Origin of the sequence: Streptococcus suis (assembly GCA_024583055.1) — a bacterium.
In the GTDB taxonomy this organism is placed as follows: Bacteria; Bacillota; Bacilli; order Lactobacillales; family Streptococcaceae; genus Streptococcus; species Streptococcus suis_V.
On the sequence record CP102145.1, the window covers coordinates 1,603,134 to 1,627,874 of the forward strand.

Annotated in this window: 16 protein-coding genes, 13 tRNA genes and 3 rRNA genes; 28 read left to right on the forward strand and 4 right to left on the reverse strand. The window is 45.0% G+C overall.

The window, feature by feature from the left end; translation table 11 throughout:
* Positions 1–33 precede the first annotated feature (33 nt).
* Positions 34–561, reverse strand: a complete 528-nt coding sequence (locus NQZ91_08065) for a GNAT family N-acetyltransferase (protein ID UUM57321.1) — start codon at positions 559–561, stop codon at positions 34–36.
* 146 nt (positions 562–707) lie between these two features.
* Between NQZ91_08065 and NQZ91_08070 the strand changes: the two genes are divergently transcribed.
* Both NQZ91_08070 and leuS read left to right on the forward strand, forming a co-directional pair.
* Complete coding sequence (locus NQZ91_08070) at positions 708–1,556, forward strand: patatin family protein (GenBank protein ID UUM57322.1); 849 nt, start codon at positions 708–710, stop codon at positions 1,554–1,556.
* Positions 1,557–1,645: 89 nt separating this feature from the next.
* A complete protein-coding gene (gene leuS, locus NQZ91_08075; GenBank protein ID UUM57323.1) occupies positions 1,646–4,147 on the forward strand; it encodes a leucine--tRNA ligase in 2,502 nt (833 codons plus the stop codon).
* 248 nt (positions 4,148–4,395) lie between these two features.
* Here the strand turns inward: leuS and pbp3 are convergent, their stop codons facing one another.
* Positions 4,396–5,646 carry a D-alanyl-D-alanine carboxypeptidase PBP3 gene (gene pbp3, locus NQZ91_08080; protein ID UUM57324.1) on the reverse strand — a complete coding sequence of 417 codons (1,251 nt, stop codon included), beginning with the start codon at positions 5,644–5,646 and terminating at the stop codon, positions 4,396–4,398.
* A gap of 213 nt (positions 5,647–5,859) precedes the next feature.
* Here pbp3 and NQZ91_08085 point away from each other — a divergent pair, with 213 nt between their 5' ends.
* The 26 genes from NQZ91_08085 (at position 5,860) to NQZ91_08210 (ending at position 22,735) form a co-directional block, all read left to right on the forward strand.
* Positions 5,860–7,653 (forward strand): oligopeptide ABC transporter substrate-binding protein, encoded by a 1,794-nt coding sequence (locus NQZ91_08085; protein ID UUM57325.1) that lies wholly within the window; start codon positions 5,860–5,862, stop codon positions 7,651–7,653.
* Between the two features lie 252 nt (positions 7,654–7,905).
* A complete protein-coding gene (locus NQZ91_08090; protein ID UUM57326.1) occupies positions 7,906–8,925 on the forward strand; it encodes an ABC transporter ATP-binding protein in 1,020 nt (339 codons plus the stop codon).
* Positions 8,925–9,869 (forward strand): ATP-binding cassette domain-containing protein, encoded by a 945-nt coding sequence (locus tag NQZ91_08095; GenBank protein ID UUM58842.1) that lies wholly within the window; start codon positions 8,925–8,927, stop codon positions 9,867–9,869. Before NQZ91_08090 ends, NQZ91_08095 begins: the two co-directional genes overlap by 1 nt.
* Before the next feature lies 1 nt (position 9,870).
* The gene (locus NQZ91_08100; protein UUM57327.1) at positions 9,871–10,827 is read left to right on the forward strand and encodes an ABC transporter permease; all 957 of its coding nucleotides are present in this window, start codon (positions 9,871–9,873) and stop codon (positions 10,825–10,827) included.
* Positions 10,828–10,840: 13 nt separating this feature from the next.
* The gene (locus tag NQZ91_08105; protein UUM57328.1) at positions 10,841–11,743 is read left to right on the forward strand and encodes an ABC transporter permease; all 903 of its coding nucleotides are present in this window, start codon (positions 10,841–10,843) and stop codon (positions 11,741–11,743) included.
* Positions 11,744–11,799: 56 nt separating this feature from the next.
* The gene (gene tadA, locus NQZ91_08110) at positions 11,800–12,309 is read left to right on the forward strand and encodes a tRNA adenosine(34) deaminase TadA (protein UUM57329.1); all 510 of its coding nucleotides are present in this window, start codon (positions 11,800–11,802) and stop codon (positions 12,307–12,309) included.
* A 326-nt stretch (positions 12,310–12,635) separates the two neighbouring features.
* Positions 12,636–14,184: ribosomal RNA gene (locus NQZ91_08115) — 16S ribosomal RNA — on the forward strand.
* An 83-nt stretch (positions 14,185–14,267) separates the two neighbouring features.
* Positions 14,268–14,340, forward strand: a tRNA-Ala gene (locus NQZ91_08120).
* Between the two features lie 275 nt (positions 14,341–14,615).
* Positions 14,616–17,518, forward strand: a 23S ribosomal RNA gene (locus NQZ91_08125).
* Positions 17,519–17,838: 320 nt separating this feature from the next.
* Positions 17,839–17,954: ribosomal RNA gene (rrf, locus tag NQZ91_08130) — 5S ribosomal RNA — on the forward strand.
* The 16S, 23S and 5S rRNA genes sit together here with 13 tRNA genes alongside, the layout of an rRNA operon.
* Positions 17,955–17,979: 25 nt before the next feature.
* Positions 17,980–18,052: transfer RNA gene (locus tag NQZ91_08135), tRNA-Val, on the forward strand.
* Between the two features lie 6 nt (positions 18,053–18,058).
* A tRNA-Gly gene (locus NQZ91_08140) sits at positions 18,059–18,129 on the forward strand.
* A 35-nt stretch (positions 18,130–18,164) separates the two neighbouring features.
* A tRNA-Ile gene (locus NQZ91_08145) sits at positions 18,165–18,238 on the forward strand.
* A gap of 5 nt (positions 18,239–18,243) precedes the next feature.
* Positions 18,244–18,315, forward strand: a tRNA-Glu gene (locus NQZ91_08150).
* A gap of 8 nt (positions 18,316–18,323) precedes the next feature.
* Positions 18,324–18,413: transfer RNA gene (locus tag NQZ91_08155), tRNA-Ser, on the forward strand.
* A 9-nt stretch (positions 18,414–18,422) separates the two neighbouring features.
* Positions 18,423–18,496, forward strand: a tRNA-Met gene (locus tag NQZ91_08160).
* A gap of 4 nt (positions 18,497–18,500) precedes the next feature.
* A tRNA-Phe gene (locus NQZ91_08165) sits at positions 18,501–18,573 on the forward strand.
* Between the two features lie 15 nt (positions 18,574–18,588).
* Positions 18,589–18,669 (forward strand) — tRNA-Tyr (locus NQZ91_08170).
* Positions 18,670–18,676: 7 nt separating this feature from the next.
* A tRNA-Trp gene (locus NQZ91_08175) sits at positions 18,677–18,747 on the forward strand.
* Between the two features lie 7 nt (positions 18,748–18,754).
* A tRNA-His gene (locus NQZ91_08180) sits at positions 18,755–18,827 on the forward strand.
* Between the two features lie 11 nt (positions 18,828–18,838).
* Positions 18,839–18,910, forward strand: a tRNA-Gln gene (locus tag NQZ91_08185).
* A gap of 12 nt (positions 18,911–18,922) precedes the next feature.
* Positions 18,923–19,006: transfer RNA gene (locus tag NQZ91_08190), tRNA-Leu, on the forward strand.
* A gap of 647 nt (positions 19,007–19,653) precedes the next feature.
* Entirely contained in the window at positions 19,654–20,352 is a 699-nt protein-coding gene (gene dapD, locus NQZ91_08195; GenBank protein ID UUM57330.1) for a 2,3,4,5-tetrahydropyridine-2,6-dicarboxylate N-acetyltransferase, read from the forward strand.
* A gap of 10 nt (positions 20,353–20,362) precedes the next feature.
* Positions 20,363–21,490: an N-acetyldiaminopimelate deacetylase gene (locus tag NQZ91_08200; GenBank protein UUM57331.1), complete on the forward strand. Its 1,128-nt coding sequence runs from the start codon at positions 20,363–20,365 to the stop codon at positions 21,488–21,490.
* 41 nt (positions 21,491–21,531) lie between these two features.
* Positions 21,532–22,074 carry a 5-formyltetrahydrofolate cyclo-ligase gene (locus tag NQZ91_08205; protein ID UUM57332.1) on the forward strand — a complete coding sequence of 181 codons (543 nt, stop codon included), beginning with the start codon at positions 21,532–21,534 and terminating at the stop codon, positions 22,072–22,074.
* Positions 22,058–22,735, forward strand: coding sequence for a rhomboid family intramembrane serine protease (locus tag NQZ91_08210; GenBank protein ID UUM57333.1), 678 nt, complete (start codon positions 22,058–22,060; stop codon positions 22,733–22,735). Before NQZ91_08205 ends, NQZ91_08210 begins: the two co-directional genes overlap by 17 nt.
* A gap of 18 nt (positions 22,736–22,753) precedes the next feature.
* On the opposite strand, the gene galU is transcribed toward NQZ91_08210, so the two are convergent.
* Positions 22,754–23,656: a UTP--glucose-1-phosphate uridylyltransferase GalU gene (gene galU / locus NQZ91_08215; protein ID UUM57334.1), complete on the reverse strand. Its 903-nt coding sequence runs from the start codon at positions 23,654–23,656 to the stop codon at positions 22,754–22,756.
* A gap of 39 nt (positions 23,657–23,695) precedes the next feature.
* Entirely contained in the window at positions 23,696–24,712 is a 1,017-nt protein-coding gene (locus tag NQZ91_08220; GenBank protein UUM57335.1) for an NAD(P)H-dependent glycerol-3-phosphate dehydrogenase, read from the reverse strand.
* Positions 24,713–24,741: the final 29 nt, after the last annotated feature.

Below are 24,741 nucleotides of genomic sequence, written 5' to 3' on the forward strand. Positions count from 1 at the left end.
AGGAAAGTAGAGATTCATGGACATTGCCATGTCTTAGTCACAATCCAAATAAAAATAGATGTCAGCCTTGCTTTCTTGAGCAGTTCCTTTGTAGACCCTGGTATCTAGACCACCAATTTCAAAACCGACCTTTTGGTAAAATTGACAGGCGATGAGATTGTTGTCTTGAGCGATGGTATAAATTCCCTGGTAACCTTTTGACTGAGCAATTTCCTTGGCCTTGTCTATCAGCATGCTAGCCAGTCCTTGTTGGCGATAGTCTGCATAAACCTTTAGGTCGTGGAGGTAGATATACTTGAATAGCGGTTTTTGTAGGATAGCCAAGCCGACACATTTGTTGTCATCGTAGGCGCCGATGAAGATATGGCTATCCTGTATTTGTTCAAAATCGTAGTTTTCATCAGGAAAGGTCACCCATTCGGTTGACTCAAAAAGGACTGCTTGGCTGGACCAAGCCTGGTTCTGATAGGATGGGATAAGCCGACCAATCAGAGGGAAGGGTTGATTGGGGATGTTGATATCTTGCTGGTTCTTGTGGGTGATTTCTTTAATGCTAATCATGTTCGTCCTCATTTTATGTTGATTGACCTATTATAGCATGTCATCACTTTTGACGGAAAGAGCGTGCATCTTGTTGATTGGCTAAAATATACCCTAGAGAGTTTTTTCTGTTACAATAGGATCATATTTTTTTGTGGAGGTGTCGGATGAAGGTTGGTCTGGTTTTAGAGGGTGGCGGTATGCGTGGGCTCTACACGGCTGGTGTGCTAGATGCGTTTTTGGATGCAGGCATCAAGGTGGACGGGATTGTCAGTGTATCGGCTGGAGCGCTTTTTGGTGTCAATTTTCTATCCAAGCAACGTGGGAGAGCCCTCCGCTACAATAAGCGTTTTATCAAGGACAAGAACTATATGAGTTTGCGGTCTTGGTTGCTGACGGGTAATGTGGTCAACAAGGATTTTACCTCCTACAAAGTGCCTATGGAGCTGGATAAATTTGACCAAGAGGCCTTTGCCAAGTCCGGCGTGCCTTTCTATGTGACAGCGACCAATGTCGAAACAGGTCTGCCTGAGTATTACAAAATTGACCATGTTTTTGAGCAGATGGAGCTCTTGCGAGCCAGCTCGGCTCTTCCAGTGGTCTCAAAAATTGTCGAAGTTGATGGGAAAAAATATTTAGATGGAGGTCTTTCGGACTCCATCCCTGTGGACTTTGCTAGAAGCCTGGGGTTTGACAAATTGATTGTGATATTGACACAACCCATTGATTACCGCAAGAAGCCCTCTAGCGGGCGGGTCTACCGCTTGCTTTACAAGAAATATCCCAAGTTTGTGGCGGTGGCTTCAAAACGTTACCAGCAGTACAATGATACGGTTGAAAAGATTATCCAGTTGGAACATCAGGGTCAGGTTTTCGCAGTCCGCCCTCAAAAGCTGCTCGAAATAGGACGTTTGGAAAAAAATCCAGTCAAATTTGACGAGATTTATGGGCTTGGTCTGGCAGACGGGGAGAAAGCTGTGGCGGGATTGATGGGGTATTTGGGAAATGAAGAGTAATGAGCAGGAATCCCTCGTGATTTCTGCTTTTTTCTTTGCTTTATTCGTGATATAATAGTAAAGATAATTTATTGACATGGAGAAATGACATGAGCTTCTACAATCACAAGGAAATCGAGCCCAAATGGCAGGAATTTTGGGCAAAAAATCATACTTTTAAGACGGGAACAGATGCGGACAAGCCAAACTTTTATGCCCTAGATATGTTCCCTTATCCGTCTGGGGCGGGCTTGCACGTTGGTCACCCAGAGGGCTATACTGCGACCGACATTCTCAGCCGTTACAAGCGTGCCCAGGGCTACAACGTTCTTCACCCAATGGGCTGGGATGCCTTTGGTTTGCCAGCGGAGCAGTATGCTATGGATACGGGCAATGACCCAGCTGACTTTACAGCGGAAAATATCGCCAACTTCAAGCGTCAGATTAACGCCCTTGGTTTTTCTTACGACTGGGACCGCGAGGTCAATACGACTGACCCCAAATACTACAAGTGGACCCAGTGGATTTTTACTAAGTTGTATGAAAAAGGCCTCGCCTACGAGGCAGAAGTGCCTGTCAACTGGGTAGAGGAATTAGGAACAGCTATCGCCAACGAAGAAGTCCTTCCTGACGGAACGTCTGAACGTGGTGGTTATCCAGTTGTCCGCAAGCCAATGCGTCAATGGATGTTGAAAATCACTGCCTATGCGGAGCGTTTGCTTAATGACTTAGAAGAAGTTGATTGGCCAGAGTCTATCAAGGATATGCAACGCAACTGGATTGGCAAGTCAACCGGTGCCAATGTGACCTTCAAAATCAAGGACACAGATAAGGACTTCACAGTCTTTACTACTCGTCCTGACACCCTTTTCGGTGCCACCTACGCAGTTCTTGCTCCTGAGCATGACTTGGTAGATAGCATTACATCGCCTGAGCAGGCAGAAGCTGTGGCAGAATACAAACGCCAAGCCTCTCTCAAATCAGACCTGGCTCGTACTGACCTGGCTAAAGACAAGACAGGTGTCTGGACAGGTGCTTATGCCATCAACCCTGTCAACGGTAAAGAAATCCCAATCTGGATTGCGGACTATGTGTTGGCGAGCTACGGAACAGGTGCTATCATGGCTGTTCCTGCCCACGACGAGCGTGACTGGGAATTTGCCAAGCAGTTTAACTTGGACATCATTCCAGTTCTGGAAGGTGGAAATGTAGAAGAAGCACCTTATACAGAAGATGGTGCCCACATCAACTCCGACTTCCTAGATGGACTCAACAAGGAAGAAGCTATTGCCAAAATGGTGGCTTGGCTGGAAGAAAATGGTGTCGGTCAGGAGAAAATTTCTTACCGCCTCCGTGATTGGCTCTTCAGCCGTCAACGTTATTGGGGCGAGCCAATTCCAATCATCCACTGGGAAGACGGCACTTCCACAGCAGTCCCAGAAAATGAGTTACCTCTGGTATTGCCAAAAACCTCAGACATCAAGCCTTCAGGTACAGGTGAATCACCGCTTGCTAACCTGACTGACTGGTTGGAAGTGGTGCGTGAAGACGGGGTCAAAGGTCGCCGTGAGACCAACACTATGCCACAATGGGCGGGTTCTAGCTGGTACTACCTCCGCTATATCGACCCGCACAATGACGAGAAATTGGCAGATGAGGAGCTTCTCAAAGCTTGGTTGCCAGTGGACATCTACATCGGTGGTGCCGAGCACGCAGTCCTTCACCTGCTCTACGCTCGCTTCTGGCACAAGTTCCTCTATGACCTTGGCGTTGTGCCGACCAAAGAGCCATTCCAAAAACTCTTTAACCAGGGCATGATTTTGGGAACTAGCTACCGTGACAGCCGTGGCGCCCTTGTGGCGACTGACAAGGTGGAAAAACGCGACGGTTCCTTCTTCCACATCGAAACTGGTGAGGAGTTGGAGCAGGCACCAGCTAAGATGTCTAAGTCTCTTAAAAACGTGGTTAATCCAGATGATGTGGTTGAGCAGTTCGGTGCGGATACCCTCCGTGTTTACGAGATGTTCATGGGCCCACTTGACGCGTCAATCGCTTGGTCAGAAGAAGGCCTCGAAGGTAGCCGTAAGTTCCTGGACCGTGTTTATCGCCTGCTTACAACGAAGGAAATTTCTTCGGGAAATAGCGGAGCGCTTGATAAAGTGTACCATGAAACTGTGAAGACGGTGACAGAGCATATTGAAGACTTGAAATTCAACACGGCTATCGCCCAGCTCATGATTTTTGTCAACGCTGCTAACAAAGAAGATAAGCTCTATGTTGACTACGCCAAAGGCTTTGTCCAATTGATTGCCCCATTTGCACCACACTTGGCAGAAGAACTCTGGCAGGGTCTTGCAAATACAGGCCAGTCAATCAGCTATGTCGCATGGCCAACATATGACGAAAGCAAGCTGGTAGAAAGCGAAGTGGAAATCGTTGTCCAAATCAAGGGTAAAGTAAAAGCTCGCTTGACCGTAGCCAAAGACCTAGCACCAGCAGAACTCGAAAAAGTTGCCCTTGCAGACGAAAAAGTCCAAGCTGAAATCGCTGGGCAAACAGTGGTCAAGGTGATTAGTGTTCCGAATAAACTAGTTAATATTGTTGTGAAATAAACTCGCTTATTAGCCCTATTTCCGATTTACAACAGTCTATTCCTAGACTGTTGTATCCGAATAAATTAGTAAACGTCGTTGTGAAGTAAACTGACTTCCGTCAGTTCTTATTTCCCACCTCAGCAATCTCTCCCAAGGTTGTCTGAGCCAAATAAACAGTTAAGCAAAGCGACTGGTTTCTTTTCTAGCTTATCGACATATACAAAAAAACGACTTCCGTGCGAAAAACGGGAGTCGTTTTGCTGTTATTACAGTTTTTCATTGACATAGCGGACGAAGTAATTCCACCAAGAGACGGGCCAAATATCAGCCTTGACTTCTTTTTCGATGACCATTTCAAGACTTGGTTGTTCTTGAATGTAACCCTTGCCGATCAGGTCGGAGTCATGGAGCCACAGTCTTCCGGCTGCTGTTCCTTTTTTAAGTGGTGCCTCAAGAGGGCCTTCGACTGATTTAAAAGAAGCGGTTGGCAATTCGACAGCCGAGCGTTTGATTGGAATTCTAAAGTCTCTTTGGGCAACAACTGGGCTAGTGTCGACGCGTCCATTGAAAATCTCAATAGAGCTGTCATCAAAGGCTTGCCCCTGCCCTAGATAGGTAATAGATTGGAAATGCTGGGCAACATAGTTGAGCAAATTGGTCGTTGCGATATAGCGGTAATCGGGATCAATATCGCTGTGGTCGGCGTTGAGGATAACCGTCAGGACACGCATATTTTGCTGGTCATCAGTTGTTACCAAGGAGGCGCCAGCAGTAGCAGAGTAACCCGTTTTCAAACCATCTACACCTGCACGCTGATAGGGTTTACCTTCCAACATCCCATGCCCACCATAATAGGTATGCCCATCCATGGTTAAGCTTTGTTGGCTGGTGATGTCCAGTACCTGAGGATGATCCAAGACCAGACGACGGGCAATAAGGGCGATTGCCGCAGCAGAAAATTTATTTTCATCCTCTTTACCAGTGCCGGGATAGCGTTCATCCCCGAGGTAGGAATTATTCAAGCCAGTCGCATTGACAATCGTGGCATCACCAATACCCCAGGATTGGACTTTTTCTCTCATCAAATCCACAAAGGCTTTCTCACTACCTGCCACCTTCTCAGCCAGAGCAATTGTTGCGCTATTGGCAGAAACAATCAATGATGCCCGGAGCAGCTGTTCGACCGTGTATTCCCTACTTTCTAAAAGAACGTTACTGATTTCTGTATTGAGAGTCAGCTTATAGGGAAAATCAGATATGGCCACAGGGCTGTCCATTGTCAATTTTCCTTCTTCAATAGCTTCATAGACCAAGTAGGCCGTCAACAACTGACTGATAGAAGCAACGCTGGCTGGGCTATGGGCATTTTTTTCGTATAAAATTTTTCCTGTTTCGACTTCAATAGCGATGGCATGCTCAGCTGCCGCCTGGTAAACCTGCTCCTCGGCCAGACTGGTTTGGCCTCCTAGAATAATGGAAAGTAGAAAAACTATCAAGAATGAACTGTATTTTTTCATATAAAATTCCTTTTTAATCGATTATTTCCTATTATATCATATTGTAAAGGGGCTAGACACATGAAAAAAGGCTAGAAATTATTAGAAAATATAGAAAATTTGGTTTTTTACAAAATTTTCTGACAAAAACGCTTTCTTTAATAAAATTTTATGATATAATACTATTCATAGACATAAATCTATGTCCCAAAAAAAAGAAAACAGAGGTGTTTTATGAAAAAGACAACAAAACTCTTTGCCTTAGCAGGTATCACACTCTTATCTGCATCTGTTTTAGCAGCTTGTGGTGCTAAGTCGTCATCAAGTTCATCTGAACAAACCTTGTCATTCCCATCTGAGGTGAAACAAGATGGTTCAGCTGTTGCAGACGCACAATTGAAATACGCTTTGGTTTCAGCTACAACTTCATCAGGACTTTTGATCGATGAATTGACTGAAAACACAACTGACTCAACATTTGGTGGAATGGTTGATATTTCATTGTTCGGTTACGATGGAGATCGTAAATTGGATGACTCAGGTCTTGCTAAAGCTGAATTTGATGTAGAAGGTAAGAAAATCACTGTTAGTTTGACAGGTAAAGATTACAAGTGGTCAGATGGTGAGCCATTTACAATCAATGACTACATCTTTACTATCAAGTCAATGGCAAGCAAAGACTATACCGGTGTGCGTTTTGATGATAAATTCTTGAACATCGTTGGTATGGAAGAGTATGTTGCAGGAACAGCATCAGACATCTCTGGTATTAAGAAAGTTGACGACTACACAGTAGAATTGACTGTGAAAGAAATGTCACCTTCTATGATGTATGCCGGTGGTGATGTACCTGCCTATATCCAACCAGAACATATCTATAAAGACATTCCTGTTGCAGATTGGGAAAAGAGCGAGTACTCACGTACTGCTAAACTTGTAGGTATGGGTCCATGGAAGATTAAAGAAATTGTTAACGGTGAGTCTATCACTTACGTTCCAAACGAACACTTCTTCAAGGGAACAACTCCAAAAACAAGTTCATTGAAAATCGATATCGTATCACCTGATACAATCGTTTCTGAGATGAAAGCTGGTAACTACGATATCGCAGATATGCCTGTTGATCAATTGGATTCATACAAAGATGCTTCTAACTTGAACATCGTTGGATCTTTGGATTCAGTTTACGAATATATTTCATTCAACCTTGGTAAATATGACGAAGCTGCTGGCAAGAACGTTATGGATGAGAATGCTAAGATGAATGATGTGAATCTTCGTCAAGCGATTGCCTATGCTATTGATACCAAGACTGCTGGTGAGAAATTGTATAACGGCTTATACCACCCAGCAAACTCATTGATTATTTCATTCTTTGGTGAACTTCATGATTCTGAATTGGCAGGCTATACATACGATCCAGAAAAAGCTAAGAAACTCTTGGATGAAGCTGGCTACAAGGATACAAACGGTGACGGCATTCGTGAAGGTAAAGACGGTAAAGAATTCAAAATCACTTTCGCAGCTCGTAAACGTACAGAAGCGAACGAAGCACTCGTACAACAATACATTGCTTGGTGGAAAGAAGTTGGCTTGAATGTTGAATTGTACACTGGCCGTACTGTTGAAGGAAATACTTTCTACGATGCACTTCAAGCAAACGACCCTGCAATTGATATGTATGCTGGTGGTTGGTCTACTGGTTACGATCCAAACCCAACAGGTACTTGGGGTCCTATCGCTGCCTTCAACATGTCACGTTTCGTATCTGAAGAAAATACAAAATTGTTGGATGCAATTAGTTCTACTGCTTCATTCGATGAGAAAACAAACCTTGAAAACTACAAGGCTTGGCAAAAATATGCTCACGAACAAGCATTTGCTATTCCAACATTTGAATCTGAGTCTATTACAGCATTGAACAAGCGTGTGAAAAACTATGATTCTAACTATGGTTCAGCTTCAGGTAAAGGTATTGCACTTGAAAATATCGAATTGACAGCTGATAAAGGTGTAGCGGCAGAATAGTTTTATAAAGAAGATAATAGAATCTGAAAAAGCCAACTTGGTTGGCTTTTTTCAGATGGCTATTGGAATTTTCTGATAATTATGGTATAGTAGAACCAGTATACAAAAAATGATTGATGTCATTTTTAGTTTTTAGTAAACGCTATCAAATTCTATATAGACTTGATGGATTTATTAATAAAGATATAAAAGATCAGTTTTCATAGACTTAAGGATATTTGATTTGAAGGATGAAAGAAGTTGAATGAACTGATGAACAAAGGAGGAAAAAGCGTGGCTAATGAAAAACCGCTTTTAGACATTAAGGATTTGCACGTTGGATTCCGCATCGGTGATGATTATTTTGATGCAGTTGACGGTGTTGATATTACCTTACAAAAAAATGAAATCCTAGCGATTGTTGGGGAATCTGGTTGTGGTAAATCAACTTTGGCAACAACAATTATGGGGCTACATAATCCATTAAATACCAAAATTACAGGTAGCATCCAGTACAATGATATGGAATTAATTGGGATGGACGAGGCCAAGTACAATACGGTGCGTGGAAATGATATTGGTATGATTTTCCAAGATCCCTTGGCATCTTTAAATCCGTTGATGACCATTGGTGCACAGATTGATGAAGCGCTATTCTATCATACAGACTTGGATGCCAATGCCCGTACGGAGCGTGTTTTGGAATTATTAGCTCAAGTAGGTATTCCAAATCCTAAGCGTACATTTAAGCAGTATCCACATGAGTTGTCAGGTGGTATGCGTCAGCGTATCATTATCGCCATGGCCTTGTCTTGTAAACCTCCGATTATTATTGCCGATGAACCGACAACGGCCTTGGATGTAACTATTCAGGCACAGATTTTGGATTTGTTAAATGATATTCAAGCAGAAACAGGGTCAGGTATTATTTTGATTACTCACGACCTAGGAGTGGTGGCAGAAACAGCAGATCGTGTAGCTGTTATGTACGGTGGTCAGTTTGTAGAAGTTGCTCCTGTTGAGGAACTCTTTACCAATCCTAAACATCCATACACCCGTTCTCTTTTGAAATCAAATCCGCAATCAGAAAATGAAGGCGGTGAGTTACATGTAATTGACGGAATTGTACCGCCAATTACAAAGATGTTGCGTAAAGGTTGTCGATTTGCACCACGTATTCCGTGGATTGAAGCAGCAACACACGAAGAAAATCCGGTTATGCATGAAGTTGGACCTAACCATTTTGTACGTTGTACTTGCCATGAAACATTCTATTTTGAAGGGGAGGCCTAATAGTGGGATTTATTGAAGTAAAAGATTTAAAAGTCCATTATCCAATTCGTAGTGGCTTCTTTAACCGTGTTACTGATCATGTTTATGCTGTGGATGGTGTAAACATTGAAATCGAAGAAGGTAAGACATATGGTCTGGTTGGTGAGTCAGGATCAGGAAAATCAACGATTGGTAAAGCAATTATTGGTTTAGAGCGTGCCACTTCAGGACAAATTATTTATGAAGGACAAAATGTAACCAACAAATCACGTGGAAAAAAAGGCAACTTTAATCGTGATGTTCAGATGATTTTCCAAGATTCACTTTCAAGTTTCAATCCGAAGAAACGTATTTTGGACATCATTGCAGAACCAATTCGTAACTTTGACCGACTTTCACCAGATGAAGAAAAGAAAAAAGTTCTTCAGCTCTTGGATACAATTGGTCTCAATGAAGAAGCTTTAATTAAGTATCCTCATGAATTCTCAGGCGGTCAACGTCAACGGATTGGAGTAGCTCGTGCCTTGGCTAGTAACCCACGTTTGATTATTGCTGATGAGCCAGTTTCTGCCTTGGACTTGTCTGTTCAAGCTCAGGTCTTAAACTATATGAAACGTATCCAAGATGAATTTAAACTTAGCTATCTCTTTATTTCTCATGACCTTGGTGTGGTACAGCACATGTGTGATGAACTCTTCATTATGTACCGTGGTCGTTTTGTAGAAACAGGAAATAAATATGATATTTATAGTAATCCACAGCATATCTACACCAAACGTCTCTTGTCAGCGATTCCATCAATTGATCCGGTGAATCGTTTGAAAAATAAGGAAAAACGTTTGGCTGCAGAAAAGGAGTACCAAGAAAAACAAGGTCAGTACTATGATGAAAACGGTCGTGTATACGATTTAAAAGCTTTTTCAGCAACTCATCAAGTAGCCCTTCCAGAAGGAGGTAAGAACTAAGATGTGGAAAACAGTATTACGACGTTTACTCATGATGATTCCTCAGATTATCATTCTGAGTGTCATTGCATTTTTTGTTGCAAAAATGATGCCTGGTGATCCATTTACCGGTATGATTGACCCTAATATTGACCCTGCTATTATTGAACAAAAACGGATTGCAGCGGGATATTATGATCCAATTCCGGTTCAATATATTCGCTGGGTAGGAAATCTTTTGCAGGGTGATTTTGGACAAAGTTTCCTCTTTAAGCAACCAGTTATCGATGTGATTATGCAGCGTTTGAATAATACAATTTGGTTATCATTGCTTACCATGATTTTGACCTATGCTATTGCCCTTCCTTTAGGTATGATTGCGGGTCGTTATCAAAATTCACTTGCTGATAAAGTCATTGGTGTATACAATTTCTTGACTTTCTCAACTCCAACTTTTGTATTTGCAATTTTGATGCTCTGGTTATTTGGTTTTAGTTTAGGTTGGTTTCCGACGCGTGGTTCTATCGGTGGTGGAGTTGAAGGCTTTGCAGCTATATTAAGTCGTCTCCATCATATGATTTTGCCAGCGATTACCATGGCTATTTTGTCAACGACAGTAACAATCCAATATCTTCGTACCGGAATTATCGATGCGAAGAGTCAGGACTATGTTCGTACAGCTCGTGCCAAAGGTGTGCCTGAGCGTGTGGTATACAACCGTCATATCTTCCGTAACTCAATTTTACCTATTGCATCATTCTTGGGGTATGAATTGACTGGTTTGATTGGTGGGTCTATCTTTATTGAAAATATCTTTACCTATCCTGGTATCGGTCAATTGTTCTTTAACTCTATCTCAAGCCGTGATTACAGTGTCATTTTGGCCCTCTTGTTAATCTTTGGTATGGGAACTTTGTTGGGAACCTTGATTTCAGATATTATCATGAGTATTGTTGATCCACGTATTCGTGTGAAATAAAAGGAGGAGTAAGGTGAGTAAAGAAATTAAAAAACAAGTACAATCAGCTTCAACTCCTCCAGGTGGTTTTCGTGTTATTGCACGAGAATTTATGAAGGACAAGTTAGCTTTAGCTTCATTGATTATCTTGGTAACAGTTCTCTTGGCTGTTTTCATCGGTGCCTTGGTAATGGATCAAGAGCAAGTTATGAAAGTCAATCTTTTAGGACGTTACTTGGAGCCAGGAGTTGATGGCTATATTTTGGGAACGGATGAAGGCGGAAAAGACATTTTTGGTCAACTGATTATTGGTGCTCGTAACTCCATTATCATCGGTTTCACCATTACCATTATCACTAGTATCATTGGTATTTCAGTTGGGTTAATCTCAGGTTATTATGGTGGTCGTTTGGACGGCTTCTTGATGCGTATTGTTGATTTTATTATGATTTTACCGGTAACAATGTTGATCATTGTATTTGTAACAGTTATTAAAAACTATACAATTTATCATTTCATTTTTATCATGAGTGCATTTTATTGGACAGCCAAAGCCCGTCTCTTCCGTACAAGAACTTTGTCAGAAGCGAGCTTGGATTATGTCAATGCGTCGAAAACACTTGGAACAAGCGACTTCATGATTATGTTCCGTGAGATTTTGCCAAACTTGAGTTCTTTGATTATTGTCAATTTGACCCTCAACTTTGCAGGTAACATCGGTATCGAAACTTCGTTGACTTATTTAGGATTCGGTCTTCCATCAACAGTTCCAAGTCTGGGTACTTTGATTTCAAATGCTCGTAACGCAGACATTTTGGAAAATAAGACTTGGATTTGGTTGCCAGCGGCTATCTTTATCCTTGTTATGATGCTTTGTATCAACTACGTTGGTCAGGCTTTCCAACGTGCTGCAGATGCAAAACAACGTTTAGGGTAATTGTTTATTCTATAGAAGAGTTCTTTCGAGAGCTCTTTTTCTGTTATAATGGAAGTATGGAATTTACATTAGAAGAAAAAGAACGCTTCATGCGGGCTGCATTGGAGGAAGCAGAAAAATCACTTGCCAAGGATGAGATACCGATTGGATGTGTAATTGTCAAAGATGGTAGTATTATTGGTAGAGGTCACAATGCGCGTGAGGAACTGAACCAGGCAATCATGCATGCGGAAATCATGGCCATCCAAGAAGCTAATCGCTTTGAAGGGAACTGGCGTTTGCTAGATACAACCCTTTTTGTAACCATTGAACCCTGTGTTATGTGTAGCGGGGCCATCGGACTAGCCCGAATCCCACAAGTTATCTACGGAGCCCCAAATCAAAAATTTGGTGCAGCAGGTAGCCTATACGATGTATTGCGAGATACACGTCTCAATCATCGAGTTGAAGTCGAGTCGGGAATCTTGGAAGATGACTGCGCAAAAATCATGCAGGACTTCTTCAGACAACGGCGCGCAAAGCAGTCAGAGTTGAAACAAAAAGCAAGCCAAGGAACAGATTTATAGCCCGGCAGACAGTTAGAATAAGGCAATAGATAATTTTTTCAAAAAAGTGTTCAAAAGCTATTGACAGTATTAGCTATAGATGATAGAATAATGAAGTTCTCTCGCGAGGGAGTGTTTGCGAAGTAGAAACGAAAAAAAGTTTCAAAAAGTAGTTGACAGGAAATCAGGAATGTGATATACTGATATAGTTGTCGCGAGAGACGATAAGACCTTTGAAAATTAAAGAAGACGAACCAAACGTGCAGGGTGATTTATAGTAATATAAATCGTCAATAACAAAAAAACAATAAACGGATAAGCCAGAGTGCTTAGTCGGACAAACTAATTTTAATGAGAGTTTGATCCTGGCTCAGGACGAACGCTGGCGGCGTGCCTAATACATGCAAGTAGAACGCTGAAGGAAGGAGCTTGCTTCTTCCGGATGAGTTGCGAACGGGTGAGTAACGCGTAGGTAACCTGCCTCATAGCGGGGGATAACTATTGGAAACGATAGCTAATACCGCATAACAGTATTTACCGCATGGTAGATGCTTGAAAGGAGCAACTGCTTCACTATGAGATGGACCTGCGTTGTATTAGCTAGTTGGTGGGGTAAAGGCCCACCAAGGCGACGATACATAGCCGACCTGAGAGGGTGATCGGCCACACTGGGACTGAGACACGGCCCAGACTCCTACGGGAGGCAGCAGTAGGGAATCTTCGGCAATGGGGGCAACCCTGACCGAGCAACGCCGCGTGAGTGAAGAAGGTTTTCGGATCGTAAAGCTCTGTTGTAAGAGAAGAACGTGTGTGAGAGTGGAAAGTTCACACAGTGACGGTATCTTACCAGAAAGGGACGGCTAACTACGTGCCAGCAGCCGCGGTAATACGTAGGTCCCGAGCGTTGTCCGGATTTATTGGGCGTAAAGCGAGCGCAGGCGGTTTGATAAGTCTGAAGTAAAAGGCTGTGGCTTAACCATAGTACGCTTTGGAAACTGTCAAACTTGAGTGCAGAAGGGGAGAGTGGAATTCCATGTGTAGCGGTGAAATGCGTAGATATATGGAGGAACACCGGTGGCGAAAGCGGCTCTCTGGTCTGTAACTGACGCTGAGGCTCGAAAGCGTGGGGAGCGAACAGGATTAGATACCCTGGTAGTCCACGCCGTAAACGATGAGTGCTAGGTGTTGGGTCCTTTCCGGGACTCAGTGCCGCAGCTAACGCATTAAGCACTCCGCCTGGGGAGTACGACCGCAAGGTTGAAACTCAAAGGAATTGACGGGGGCCCGCACAAGCGGTGGAGCATGTGGTTTAATTCGAAGCAACGCGAAGAACCTTACCAGGTCTTGACATCCCTCTGACCGCCCTAGAGATAGGGTTTCTCTTCGGAGCAGAGGTGACAGGTGGTGCATGGTTGTCGTCAGCTCGTGTCGTGAGATGTTGGGTTAAGTCCCGCAACGAGCGCAACCCCTATTGTTAGTTGCCATCATTTAGTTGGGCACTCTAGCGAGACTGCCGGTAATAAACCGGAGGAAGGTGGGGATGACGTCAAATCATCATGCCCCTTATGACCTGGGCTACACACGTGCTACAATGGCTGGTACAACGAGTCGCAAGTCGGTGACGGCAAGCTAATCTCTTAAAGCCAGTCTCAGTTCGGATTGTAGGCTGCAACTCGCCTACATGAAGTCGGAATCGCTAGTAATCGCGGATCAGCACGCCGCGGTGAATACGTTCCCGGGCCTTGTACACACCGCCCGTCACACCACGAGAGTTTGTAACACCCGAAGTCGGTGAGGTAACCTTTTAGGAGCCAGCCGCCTAAGGTGGGATAGATGATTGGGGTGAAGTCGTAACAAGGTAGCCGTATCGGAAGGTGCGGCTGGATCACCTCCTTTCTAAGGATAAGGAACCTGTACGTTAGTCTTCTTTAATTTTGAGAGGTTTTGTTAAAAACCTACCCAAGACACATAAGGTGTACGGGGCCTTAGCTCAGCTGGGAGAGCGCCTGCTTTGCACGCAGGAGGTCAGCGGTTCGATCCCGCTAGGCTCCATTAACAACGGAAGTTGTTAAACTTGTCCATTGAAAATTGAATATCTATCAAACATTCCTTTATGTATGAAAGTACATATAGAAATAGTAACAAGAAAATAAACCGAAAACGCTGTGAATATTTAATGAGTTTAATTAAGTTACGAAGACGTTAAAGAAAACGTATGATTTTAGGAAATCATCGCAGTAGTCTTAGGACTACAAGAGGATTTATCTAAATCACTAGTTTTCTAGTCTGAGTACAATTTCTAATTTTTGAAAAAATTAGGTTAATAAGGTTAAGTTAATAAGGGCGCACGGTGGATGCCTTGGCACTAGAAGCCGATGAAGGACGTGACAAACGACGAAATGCTTTGGGGAGCTGTAAGTGAGCGTAGATCCAGAGATGTCCGAATGGGGGAACCCGGCAGGTTGATGCCTGTCATCACTAGTTGTTAAGACTAGTAGAAGGAAGACGCAGTGAACTGAAACATCTAAGTAGCTGCAGGAAGAGAAAGCAAAAGCGATTGCCTTAGTAGCGGCGAGCGAAACGGCAGAAGGGCAAACCGAAGAGTTTACTCTTCGGGGTTGTAGGACTGCAATGTGGACTTAAAGAGTATAGACGAAGATTCTGGGAAGGGTCGCCAAAGAGAGTAACAGCCTCGTAGTCGAAATAGTCTTTATACCTAGCAGTATCCTGAGTACGGCGAGACACGCGAAATCTCGTCGGAATCTGGGAGGACCATCTCCCAACCCTAAATACTCTCTAGTGACCGATAGTGAACCAGTACCGTGAGGGAAAGGTGAAAAGCACCCCGGAAGGGGAGTGAAATAGAACCTGAAACCGTGTGCCTACAACAAGTTCGAGCCCGTTAATGGGTGAGAGCGTGCCTTTTGTAGAATGAACCGGCGAGTTACGTTATGATGCGAGGTTAAGTTGAAGAGACGGAGCCGTAGGGAAACCGAGTCTTAATAGGGCGCATTAGTATTATGACGTAGACCCGAAACCATGTGACCTACCCATGAGCAGGTTGAAGGTGCGGTAAGACGCACTGGAGGACCGAACCAGGGCACGTTGAAAAGTGCTTGGATGACTTGTGGGTAGCGGAGAAATTCCAAACGAACTTGGAGATAGCTGGTTCTCTCCGAAATAGCTTTAGGGCTAGCGTCGACATTAAGAATCTTGGAGGTAGAGCACTGTTTGGATGAGGGGGCCATCTCGGTTTACTGATTTCAGATAAACTCCGAATGCCAATGATTTATGGTCGGCAGTCAGACTGCGAGTGCTAAGATCCGTAGTCGAAAGGGAAACAGCCCAGACCACCAGCTAAGGTCCCAAAATATATGTTAAGTGGAAAAGGATGTGGGGTTGCACAGACAACTAGGATGTTAGCTTAGAAGCAGCTATTCATTCAAAGAGTGCGTAATAGCTCACTAGTCGAGTGACCCTGCGCCGAAAATGTACCGGGGCTAAAACATATTACCGAAGCTGTGGATACCACAATGTGGTATGGTAGGAGAGCGTTCTATAGGCGATGAAGGTGTACCGTGAGGAGCGCTGGAGCGTATAGAAGTGAGAATGCCGGTATGAGTAGCGCAAGATGGGTGAGAATCCCATCCACCGTAAGACTAAGGTTTCCAGGGGAAGGCTCGTCCGCCCTGGGTTAGTCGGGACCTAAGGAGAGACCGAAAGGTGTATCCGATGGACAACAGGTTGATATTCCTGTACTAGAGTATGAAGTGATGGAGGGACGCAGTAGGCTAACTAAAGCCGGCGATTGGAAGTGCCGGTCTAAGCAGTGAGGTGTGATATGAGTCAAATGCTTGTATCTGTAACATTGAGCTGTGATGGGGAGCGAAGTTTAGTAGCGAAGTTAGTGACGTCACACTGCCGAGAAAATCTTCTAGCGTTGTATCATACTCTACCCGTACCGCAAACCGACACAGGTAGTCGAGGCGAGTAGCCTCAGGTGAGCGAGAGAACTCTCGTTAAGGAACTCGGCAAAATGACCCCGTAACTTCGGGAGAAGGGGTGCTGTCTTAAAGGCAGCCGCAGTGAATAGGCCCAAGCAACTGTTTATCAAAAACACAGCTCTCTGCTAAATCGTAAGATGATGTATAGGGGGTGACGCCTGCCCGGTGCTGGAAGGTTAAGAGGAGGGTTTAGCGCAAGCGAAGATCTGAATTGAAGCCCCAGTAAACGGCGGCCGTAACTATAACGGTCCTAAGGTAGCGAAATTCCTTGTCGGGTAAGTTCCGACCCGCACGAAAGGCGTAATGATTTGGGCACTGTCTCAACGAGAGACTCGGTGAAATTTTAGTACCTGTGAAGATGCAGGTTACCCGCGACAGGACGGAAAGACCCCATGGAGCTTTACTGCAGTTTGATATTGAGTATCTGTACCACATGTACAGGATAGGTAGGAGCCGATGATTCCGGAACGCCAGTTTCGGAGGAGGCGCTGTTGGGATACTACCCTTGTGTTATGGCTACTCTAACCCGGATAGGTTATCCCTATCGGAGACAGTGTCTGACGGGCAGTTTGACTGGGGCGGTCGCCTCCTAAAAGGTAACGGAGGCGCCCAAAGGTTCCCTCAGATTGGTTGGAAATCAATCGCAGAGTGTAAAGGTATAAGGGAGCTTGACTGCGAGAGCTACAACTCGAGCAGGGACGAAAGTCGGGCTTAGTGATCCGGTGGTTCCGTATGGAAGGGCCATCGCTCAACGGATAAAAGCTACCCTGGGGATAACAGGCTTATCTCCCCCAAGAGTTCACATCGACGGGGAGGTTTGGCACCTCGATGTCGGCTCGTCGCATCCTGGGGCTGTAGTCGGTCCCAAGGGTTGGGCTGTTCGCCCATTAAAGCGGCACGCGAGCTGGGTTCAGAACGTCGTGAGACAGTTCGGTCCCTATCCGTCGCGGGCGTAGGAAATTTGAGAGGATCTGCTCCTAGTACGAGAGGACCAGAGTGGACTTACCGCTGGTGTACCAGTTGTCTTGCCAAAGGCATCGCTGGGTAGCTATGTAGGGAAGGGATAAACGCTGAAAGCATCTAAGTGTGAAACCCACCTCAAGATGAGATTTCCCATGACTTTATGTCAGTAAGAGCCCTGAGAGAAGATCAGGTAGATAGGTTGGAAGTGGAAGTGTGGCGACACATGTAGCGGACCAATACTAATCGCTCGAGGACTTATCCAAAGTAAGTAATGAGAACGTTAAGAAAAGCGTATGATTTTAGGAAATCAACGCGGAAGTCAGTTAGACTTCAAGGCGATTTATCTAAATCACTAGCTTTTTAGTTCGAATACAATTACAGTAAAATTCAACGAAGTCAATATTGACAGCGTGGTTGTTTCTTGTTAGAATATAGATATTCAATTTTGAGTGGATAAAGTGAAGTAACGAGGGCGTTACAAAATCCGTAAGAAAATAGGAAACTGACGCAGAGTCTGTAGACTCTAGGAAGTTTATCATTTTCACTAGGATTTTAGTCCGAGTACAATTCCATTCAACAGTAGTTAAGTGACGATAGCCTAGGAGATACACCTGTTCCCATGCCGAACACAGCAGTTAAGCCCTAGAACGCCTGAAGTAGTTGGGGGTTGCCCCCTGTTAGATACGGTAGTCGCTTAGCGCATAGGAATCAGATGATTCCATTTGGGAGTTTAGCTCAGCTGGGAGAGCATCTGCCTTACAAGCAGAGGGTCAGCGGTTCGATCCCGTTAACTCCCATTATAAGCGGGTGTAGTTTAGTGGTAAAACTACAGCCTTCCAAGCTGTTGTCGCGAGTTCGATTCTCGTCACCCGCTTTGAACTTATTGTTCGTTTTACCAAACTTAGGTTTGGGCGCGTAGCTCAGATGGTTAGAGCGCACGCCTGATAAGCGTGAGGTCGGTGGTTCGATTCCACTCGTGCCCATATATGGTCCGTTGGTCAAGGGGTTAAGACACCGCCTTTTCACGGCGGTAACACGGGTTCGAATCCCGTACGGACTATATTTTATGGAGGATTACCCAAGTCCGGCTGAAGGGAACGGTCTTGAAAACCGTCAGGCGTGTAAAAGCGTGCGTGGGTTCGAATCCCACATCCTCCTTTTTATTGTCGCGGGATGGAGCAGCTAGGTAGCTCGTCGGGCTCATAACCCGAAGGTCGTAGGTTCAAATCCTGCTCCCGCAATTTTGGCTCGGTAGCTCAGTTGGTAGAGCAATGGATTGAAGCTCCATGTGTCGGCGGTTCGATTCCGTCTCGCGCCATTAACTTAATATTTTGGAGAGATAGCGAAGAGGCTAAACGCGGCGGACTGTAAATCCGCTCCTTCGGGTTCGGGGGTTCGAATCCCTCTCTCTCCATACCTTTACGGGCATAGTTTAAAGGTAGAACTAAGGTCTCCAAAACCTTCAGTGTGGGTTCAATTCCTACTGCCCGTGTTCTATGGCGGGTGTGGTGAAGTGGTTAACACATCAGATTGTGGCTCTGACATTCGGGGGTTCGATTCCCCTCACTCGCCTATTTTAATATTGGGGTATCGCCAAGCGGTAAGGCAAGGGACTTTGACTCCCTCATGCGTTGGTTCGAATCCAGCTACCCCAGTTATAACTATATGCCGGCGTGGCGGAATTGGCAGACGCGCTGGACTCAAAATCCAGTGTCCGCAAGGACGTGCCGGTTCGACCCCGGCCGCCGGTATAGTTGTGAAAGGAACGTTGATTTGTCGACGTTCCTTTTTGTGATAGGATCGTTGTCAACTGTAGTGGGTAGACGAAAGCTATATTCTTGAGAGGACCAGCTTAATCGTAACCGCCCAATAACGGAGTATTGTTTCAGCTTCCCTATTCTCCAGTATACTGTTAGAGAAAACGGAACTGGAGGATTTTTTATGTCACACCCCATCGTCCCATTGACTGTTCCCAAATCTTGTCGCTTTGAGAAGAAAGGCAGAAATTTTGTCTTTTATTCCGAGAAAATTTGTGATACTATCCCCGCTTTATTCTTTCTTGGCTCGGGGATAAACAGTCAGGGAAGTGACTGTTTATCTATTCCATATGATTCCTTTCTAATGATGGTTTAGTCGCTTTTCATTATTGGTCATATGGGACTTTTTTTTTCTACACTAAAAAAGGCTCCATAATCTCCACAGGGATTTACCAACTACAGTCTTATAGAGCTCGAAAAGCTATATTCTTGAGAGGACCAGCTTAATCTTCTCGTTTTTAATGTTTGCCGCTGTTGAAATTTCTTTTACAAAGTTTTGTTCTATTTACAATCCATATTCCCCGAATTTTCTGAAAATTTTTGGTATAATAGTAAAAAATAATTTTTAGATAGGAAATACTATGACTGCAACAAAAATGAACGCTCAAGAAATCATCCAATTTATCGCCAATGCTGAGAAGAAAACGGCTGTGAAAGTGACCTTTGAAGGTCAGTTGGTGGCAGAAGTTCCGGCAACTGTCATCAAGCTGGGCAATGTCCTCTTCGGTGACTGGAAGGATGTGGAGCCGCTTTTGGCTGGCTTGACGGAAAATGTGGATTATGTGGTGGAAAATGACGCTCGCAACTCAGCTGTGCCATTGCTTGACAAGCGCGCTATCAACGCTCGTATCGAGCCGGGGGCTATTATCCGTGACCAAGTCGCTATCGGTGATAATGCGGTCATCATGATGGGTGCCGTTATCAACATCGGTGCGGAAATCGGTGCAGGGACTATGATTGACATGGGTGCCGTTCTTGGTGGTCGTGCGACGGTCGGTAAAAATAGCCATATCGGTGCAGGTGCAGTGCTTGCAGGCGTGATTGAGCCAGCATCAGCAGACCCAGTTCACGTCGGCGATAATGTCTTGGTCGGTGCTAATGCCGTTGTCATTGAAGGCGTGCAAATCGGTAGCGGTTCCGTCGTTGCGGCAGGTGCCATCGTGACTCAAGACGTGCCTGAAAATGTGGTAGTAGCAGGTGTTCCAGCCCGCATTATCAAAGAAATCGACGCTCAAACCCAACAAAAAACAGCCTTGGAAGAGGCTCTCCGTACACTCTAAGAGGTAGTTCATGCTCGATTTAATTGCGACTAGGCGTGCCCTCCACCAAATTCCTGAAATTGGGATGGAAGAGTTCAAGACCCATGCCTATTTGATGGACGTCATTGGTCAGCTACTGGAAAATTGTGATTTTGCTCAAGTTCGGACCTGGAAAACGGGTATTTTGGTCCATCTGACAGGTTCTGCGCCGGAAAAAACCATCGGTTGGCGGACAGATATTGACGGCTTGCCTATCGTTGAGGAAACGGGGCTGGATTTCAAATCTCTCCATCCTGACCGTATGCATGCCTGTGGACATGATTTTCACATGACCATTGCCTTGGGGCTTTTGGAGAAAATGGCAGAGCAGCAACCCAAGCATAATCTGCTCTTCCTCTTTCAGCCTGCAGAGGAAAATCTGGCTGGCGGCATGCTCATATATGAGGCAGGTGCCTTTGGTGAGTGGTTGCCAGATGAATTTTATGGGCTCCATGTCCGGCCAGACCTCAAAGTTGGTCAAATGGCCACCAATCGTGCGACCCTTTTTGCGGGCACTTGCGAAGTCAAGATACGGTTTACTGGAAAAGGTGGCCACGCAGCATTTCCCCATACCGCAAATGACGCCCTTGTGGCGGCCAGCTATTTTGTGACCCAAGTCCAGTCGGTGGTTAGCCGCAATGTGGACCCGATAGAGGGGGCAGTGGTAACCTTTGGGCACATGCAGGCGGGCACGACCAATAACGTCATAGCCGAAACGGCCTTTTTGCACGGCACCATTCGGGCCTTAACGCAAGACATGAGCCTTTTAGTGCAAAAACGTGTCCGTGAGGTGGCTGAAGGTATTGCCAAATCTTTTGGTGTAGAGCTAGACATCGTGCTCAACCCAAGCGGCTATCTGCCTGTGGAAAACAATCCGAAACTAGCAGATGAATTCATGACTTACTTTGATGGTGTGGAGGGAGTTGAGATGATTGACTGCCCACCTGCCATGACGGGTGAGGACTTTGGTTATCTGCTCAACAAGGTACCGGGGGTCATGTTCTGGTTAGGAGTGGAGACGCCTTATCCCCTCCACAATCCCCGTCTTAATCCCAATGAGGCTGCTCTTCCCTTGGCTGTGGATAAGTTGAGTGGATTTTTGAAAATGAAAGTGAACTAAGGTTGGTTTTCCAGCCTTTTTTCTGAAAAGGAGAATATTCTTTGGATAAAAAAATCATTCGTAAGGAAATGTTGGCTCAATTGAAGTTCTTGTCCTCGAGTCAGCGGGAGAAGAGCAGTCAGACCATGACTGATTTGTTGGTAGAGACAGAGGCTTACAAGTCTGCAACCTCTCTTGCCACCTATCTTTCCATGCCACATGAGTGGAATACGCGTTATCTGATTGAGCAGGCACAGGCGGATGGTAAGCAGATTTTCATCCCTAAGACCTATTCACAAGGGCGGATGGATTTTGTAGAATATAATCCTAATGATTTGGTCAAGTCGGCTTTTGGTGTCTGGGAACCGGGAACTTATTCACAACCTGTGGATAAGTCTGTGATTAACTTAATTCATGTGCCCGGTTTGGCTTGGAATAAGGCCGGTTTTCGGATTGGATATGGTGGCGGATTTTATGATCGCTACCTAGCTGATTTTCACGGGCAGACGGTGTCGACTTTGGCAGATTTTCAGCTATTGGCTATTGAGCCGGAGATATTTGACCAAGCAGTAAAGGAGTTAGTGATTGTTGAGACAGATGTTTGATAGACGGTACCCTGTGACCAATGGCTTGTTGGCTGTGACGACGGCTGTATTCTTGCTCATCCAAATCTTGCGTTTTGGGCAGACGACCGCGGCCTATACAATTTTTGAGTTTGGCGGTATGTATGGAGAGGCGGTACGCCAAGATCCTAGTCAGCTGTGGCGCCTGATTTCGCCGATTTTTATTCATATCGGCTGGGAACATTTTTTGTTTAACAGTATCACCTTGATTGGGCTGGGTTACCAGCTGGAAGGACTGTTTGGTCCGCGCCGCTTCTTTTTGCTTTATCTGCTGTCTGGAATGATGGGCAATCTTTTTGTTCTCTTTTTCACTCCGGGAGTGGTCGGAGCGGGAGCGTCGACCTCCTTGTTTGGCCTCTTTGCGGCTATGGCCCTCCTGAGAAAATTTAGTCGCAGTCGCTATTTACAGGTTCTTGGGCAACGCTACATGATGCTTTTGGGGATGAACTTAGTGCTTGGACTCTTCACACCTTCGATCTCTATGGCAGGTCATATCGGTGGCGCGGTCGGCGGTGCCCTAGTCGTCATTTTTCTTCCACCGCTTGTGGAAAAAAATCTGTTTTCTGGTAAGCAAATCTTTTACAGCTTTATTAGTTATTTAGCTATATTCATCCTCTTGTTGGGCATCTTTTATCTGGTATAAGAAAAAACTAGCAATTTGCTAGTTTTTCTTTGTTTTCTCTAATGATTTACCAAGGTCAATCAAATATTGTTTCAAGTCGTCTTTGACCTGTGGGTGTTGTAGGGCGTAGTCAATGGAAGTTTTCATGAAACCAAACTTATCACCAACGTCATAACGAGCACCCTTGAATTCACGAGCGAACACGCGTTGGGTTTTGTTGAGGGTATCAATGGCATCGGTCAATTGGATTTCGTTGCCGGAACCTGGTTTTTGATTTTCAAGAATTTCAAAAATTTCCGGTGTGAGAAGATAGCGACCGATAATGGCCAAGTCAGATGGAGCATCTTCAGGTTTTGGTTTTTCCACAAATGTATCGACACTGTAAAGGCCATTGACACCTTCGCCATGAGGTGCAATGACACCGTAGGCTGACACCTCTTCATGGGGAACCGGCATAACAGCAATGGTTGAAGCATGTGTTTTTTCAAAATCGTTCATCAATTGCTTGGTCAATGGGACAGCTTTTTTATTGGTAATATCCATGAGGTCGTCACCCAACATGACAACGAAAGGCTCATTGCCGACAAAGGCCTTGGCTTGCAAGACCGCATCGCCCAAGCCACGCGGATGACTCTGACGAATGAAATGCAGGCGGATACCAGTTGTTTCATCGACCAGTTTGAGCAATTCATTCTTACCTTTTTCTTTTAAGTTGTATTCCAATTCAAAGTTTGAATCGAAGTGGTCCTCAATAGAACGTTTTGATTTACCAGTAACCACCAAAATGTCTTCAATGCCAGATGCAAGGGCTTCTTCAACGATAAATTGGATAGTTGGTTTGTCAACGATCGGCAACATTTCTTTAGCGAGTGCCTTTGTTGCCGGCAAGAAACGTGTTCCCAAACCAGCAGCAGGGATGACGGCTTTTCTAACTTTCTTCATACATTTTTCCTTGTACTTTATTGATGATTAACAATTTTATTAGTGCCATTCATTTTCATGACGGAATTCGCCGGACATGATTTCTTGGATGGCATCTTTGATTTGGGCACCCTGGTAGATGACCTTGTAAATGGCTTGGGTAATTGGCATGTAGACCCCGAGTTCTTGGGCCAATTCGTAGGCAGCCTTGGTCGTGGAAATTCCTTCGATGACCATGCCCATATTGGCTTCAATGTCTTCCAGTTTCTCGCCCTTACCAAGCAGGTCTCCAGCCCGCCAGTTGCGGGAATGAACTGATGTACCGGTGACAATCAAATCACCGACGCCAGACAGTCCGCTGTATGTCAAAGGATTGGCACCCATGGCGACACCGAGGCGGGTAATTTCTGTCAAGCCACGAGCGATAATAGCAGCCTTGGCATTGTCACCATAGCCCAGCCCGTGCAAGGCCCCGGCTCCGACTGCGATAATATTTTTAAGAGCGCCAGCTGTTTCTACGCCGATTACGTCGTTGTTAGTATAGAGACGGAAGTAGCGATTGCTGAAGAGATTTTGGACATAGGTTGCTGCCTCTATGTCTTTGGATGCGGCAGAAATCAAGGTCAAGTCGCGGACGATGGTTTCCTCAGCGTGGCTAGGACCGGAGACAACAACGACTTCTGAGCGCAGGTCAGCAGGGATTTCCTCCTCAAGTACTTGAGACAGGCGTTTGTGGCTGTCTGGCTCCAAACCTTTTGAGGCATGCATGACTACAACCTTGTGCTTGAGGGTCTCGGCAACCTGCTTGGCTACCAGACGGGTAACTTTTGTCGGAACAACGAAGAGTACAGCGTCCACACCATCTAGCGTTTCAGCCAAATCCTTGTAGGCAACAATCTTCTCGTCTAGAACAATGTCCTTGAAATAGCGCGTATTAGTATGTTTTTCATTGATTTCATCAATCTGCTCCGGGATATTTCCCCAGATACGGACACTATGCCCGTTATCATTGAGCACCTGAGCTAGGGCTGTTCCCCATGAGCCAGGTCCCAAGATAGCAATGGTTTGCTTTTCCATAATACTTCCTCTGAATTCATGTTTTTACC